At 72.9% G+C, this 3,904-nt stretch carries 3 protein-coding genes and 1 pseudogene; 1 reads left to right on the forward strand and 3 read right to left on the reverse strand.

The features are described from left to right. Nucleotides 1–186: 186 nt before the first annotated feature. Nucleotides 187–1,386: an MFS transporter gene (locus ACWJ6R_RS31760; RefSeq protein WP_449065756.1), complete on the forward strand. Its 1,200-nt coding sequence runs from the start codon at nt 187–189 to the stop codon at nt 1,384–1,386. A 108-nt stretch (nt 1,387–1,494) separates the two neighbouring features. Here ACWJ6R_RS31760 and ACWJ6R_RS31765 read toward each other — a convergent pair whose 3' ends face one another. The 3 genes and pseudogenes from ACWJ6R_RS31765 to ACWJ6R_RS31775 all read right to left on the reverse strand — a co-directional run. After that, a complete protein-coding gene (locus tag ACWJ6R_RS31765) occupies nt 1,495–2,448 on the reverse strand; it encodes an electron transfer flavoprotein subunit alpha/FixB family protein (RefSeq protein ID WP_449065757.1) in 954 nt (317 codons plus the stop codon). Between the two features lie 19 nt (nt 2,449–2,467). Next, nucleotides 2,468–3,247, reverse strand: a complete 780-nt coding sequence (locus ACWJ6R_RS31770) for an electron transfer flavoprotein subunit beta/FixA family protein (protein WP_449065758.1) — start codon at nt 3,245–3,247, stop codon at nt 2,468–2,470. A 309-nt stretch (nt 3,248–3,556) separates the two neighbouring features. Next, nucleotides 3,557–3,904: pseudogene (locus ACWJ6R_RS31775) on the reverse strand (serine/threonine-protein kinase); the annotation flags it as partial.

Here is a 3,904-nt window from a genome sequence, read left to right on the forward strand (position 1 = left end):
GACGCGACTCGCCCCGGCGGCCTCCGCCGGCCCGGCGGGCGGGGTCGCGCCCGGCCCGCCCCGTCCCGGACGGGCCCGCACGCACACACCCGACGGATTGGTGGTCGCTCCCGCTCTCGGCGGAAGCGACCGGCTTGTGTGTGCCCGATAGCCATCACCTGCAAACCTCTTATGAAGGGATCGAGCATGACCCGCGACCTGAGGAGGGCCCGTAACGGGGCAATCCTCACTTTCGTCCTCGGCGGCCTGCTGTGTGGATCGATGACCGTGCGCCTGCCCGCGCTCTCCGACAAGCTCGGCCTGTCCGAGACGTCGATCGGCGTCACCCTGCTCGTGTGGGGCCTGGGCGCGCTGGTGACCATGCAGTCGATGCGCGGCGTGATGACGCGCGTCGGCAGCCGGAGCGTCCTGCGGGTCGGCGCCCCCCTCTGCGCCGCGGCCCTGGTCCTGCTGGCGTTCGCACCGACCTTCCCGTTGCTGCTGGCCGCCGCCGGGCTGTTCGGCCTGGCGTTCGGCGCGGTGGACGTGGCGATGAACGCCCAGGGCTCGACCGTCGAGCGCGCCCACGGCCGCCCGCTGATGAACGGCATGCACGCCGGCTGGTGCGTCGGCGCGATCGCCGCCGGCGTGGTCGGCACCGCGGCCATCGCGGCGGGCCTGTCCGTCACGGCCCACCTGGTCCTCGTCGCCCTGGCCGCGCTGCCCGTGCTGGTCGCCGTCAGCCGCTCCTACCTGCCCGACCCCGCCCCGGAACCGGCCGCCGGGAGCGGTGCCCGGCACCGCATGCCCCCGGTGGTCTACCTGCTCGGCGTGATCGCGTTCTGCGCGTTCATGGTCGAGGGCACGATCGCCGACTGGAACGGCCTGTACCTGCGCGACACGCTGGGCGCCCCCGAGGCCGTCGCGGCCCTGGGCTACCCGGTCTTCGAGGTCGGCATGCTGCTGGCCCGCCTGGCCGGCGACCGCGTCCGGGCCAGGTTCGGCGCCCGGAACATGATCGTCCTCTCCGGGCTGGCCACCGCCGCCACCTTCGCCGTGGTCATCACGGTCCCCTCGGCGCCGGTCGCCGTCGCGGCCATGTTCCTCGTGGGCCTGGCGGTGGCGACGGTGTCCCCGGTGGCCATGTCCATGGCCGGCGAGGCGACCCGCAACCCCGGCCCGGCCATCGCCCAGACGGGCGCGATGGGCTACGCCGGCCTGCTGCTCGGCCCGGTGGTCATCGGCTTCTTGTCCGACCTGTCGTCGCTGCGGACCGCCCTCGGCGGCGCCGTCGCGCTCGGCGTCCTGATCGCCGTGGCCGCCCGGTTCCTGCCCCGGACCGGTGCGGGTACGGCCTCCGCCGCCCCGGCCCGGTCCCCCGAGCCCGAGCTCACCCTGGCCGGCTGACGGCGGGGACACCGCCGCCCTGGCGCCTCGCCGGGCTCGCGAACGCGACGAAGGAGGGGGCGGGGAGCACACGCTCCCCGCCCCCTCCTTCCGTCTGCCCGCGGACGCCTACTTGCGCTTGGCGATCTCTTCGGTCAGCTGCGGGACGACCTGGTTGAGGTCGCCCACGACGCCGTAGTCGGCGAGCTCGAAGATCGGCGCCTCGGGGTCCTTGTTGATCGCGACGATCGTCTTGGCGGTCTGCATGCCGGCCCGGTGCTGGATGGCCCCGGAGATGCCCGCCGCGATGTAGAGCTGCGGCGAGACGGTCTTGCCGGTCTGGCCGACCTGGAACTGGTGCGGGTACCAGCCGGCGTCGGTGGCGGCGCGGGAGGCGCCGACGGCCGCGCCGAGCGAGTCGGCCAGCTTCTCGATGATCGAGAAGTTCTCCGCCGAGCCCACGCCCCGGCCGCCGGAGACCACGACCGCGGCCTCGGTGAGCTCCGGACGGGCGCCCTTCTCCTCCTTGACCCGCTCCACGACCCGGGCGGTCTTGGACGCGTCGGAGACGGCCACGCTGACCTGCTCCTCGGCGCCCGCGCCCGCGGCGGCCTCGACCGGGCTCGCGTTCGGGCGGACCGCGATGATCGGCAGGCCCTTGGTGACACGCGCGCGGACGTTGACGCCGCCGCCGAAGATGGACTGGTCGGCGACCAGGCCCTCCTCGATGCCGACGACGTCGGTCAGCACGCCGGAGTCGGTCCGTACGGCGAGCCGGCCGGCGATCTCCTTCGCCTCCGCCGTGGCGGCGACGAGCACCGCGGCCGGGGAGGCGGAGGCGACGAGCTGGGCCAGCAGGTCCACCTTCGGCGCGACCACGTAGTCGGTGATGTCGGCGGAGTCGGCGACGTAGATCTTCTCGGCGCCGTGCTCGGCCAGCCTGGCCTTGGCCTCGGCGGAGTAGCCCGGCCCGGTCCAGACGGCCGACGGGGCGCCCAGCTTGCGGGCGAGCGTCAGCAGTTCGAGCGTGACCTTCTTGATCTGGCCTTCGACGTGCTCGACGAGAACGAGAACTTCGGACATGTCAGCTATTCCCCCGCCCTCAGACGAACTTCTTCGACGCGAGGAACTCGGCGGCCTTCACGCCGCCGTCACCCTCGTCCTTGACGATCGTGCCGGCCGCGCGCGGCGGGGCCGCGGCGAAGTCGACGACCTCGCTCCAGGAGCCGGCCAGGCCGACCTGGGCGGCGTCGATCCCGGCGTCGGCGAGGCCGAGCTTGGTGACCGGCTTCTTCTTGGCCGCCATGATGCCCTTGAAGGACGGGTAGCGCGGCTCGTTGATCTTCTCGACCACGGAGATCACGGCGGGCAGCGAGGCCTCGACCTTGTCGTAGCCGTAGTCGGTGACGCGCTGGACGGTGATCGTCCCCTTGCCGACCTCGACCTTCTTGGCGAAGGTGAGCTGCGGCACGCCTAGGCGCTCGGCCAGCATGGCGGCGAGCACGCCGGTGCGGGCGTCGGTGGATTCGGAGCCGAGGACGACCAGGTCGAACCCGATCTTCTTCAGCGCCTGAGCCAGAGCGTGGGAGGTGCCCAGCGCGTCCGAGCCGTGCAGGGCGTCGTCGACCAAGTGGACGGCCTTGTCGGCGCCCATGGCCAGAGCCTTGCGGATGGTGTCGCTGGCCTTGTCGGGACCCATGGTGAGGACGGTCACCTCACCGCCGTGGGCCTCCTTCAGCAGCAGCGCCTCCTCGACCGCGTATTCGTCGAGCTCGTTGATGACGCCGTCGGCGGCATCGCGGTCGAGCGTCTTGTCATCGGACCTCAGCTTGCGCTCGGTCGCCGTGTCGGGGACCTGCTTCACGCAGACGACGATGTTCATGGCCGGTGGCCGACCTCCCGTGTTCGCGTGCGCCGCCGCGTCGCCGCGGCTGACGCCGGATGCTCGGTACGCGCACGCGGGGCACGTGCACGCGGATGCCAAGACTGCCAGGTGCCCGAGGGCGTCGTGACAGCGGGTGGCCCGGCCGGGACGTGCCCGATCCTGGTCCCCCGCCCTCATGTTACCCATCGGTAGCTTAGGCGCAAACCGCCACCCCGTACGGCTTCCGCCGCCCGGTGGGCTCCTACCCGGCGAGTCACCCCCTCCACCATACCGAACTATGTTCCGGAACCGGCGGGCGGGCGGGGATCAGCTGCTCAGCAGGATGACGACCAGCACCAGGAGCACGGTGCCCAGCGCCAGGCCCAGGGTGAGCGGGCTGAAGAACGCCGCCAGGGCGACCCAGAGCACGATGACGCCGGCGGCGCAGGACAGGTCGAGGATCGCGCGGCCGCGGTTCCGCCGGGCGAACAGGGCCACTCCCCCGTCGACGAGCATCACCGAGCCGTAGAGCGTCAGCAGCAGCAGCGAGACCTCGGGCAGCGGGTTCTTGGCCGTGGCGGCCGCCAGCGCCGTGAACAGGCCGGTCCCGACGGCCCAGCGCCGGTGGAGCACGGCCCGGCGGCGCTCCCGGGCCTCCGGCGGGAAGGCCGCGGA

This window comes from Planomonospora algeriensis (assembly GCF_977012225.1).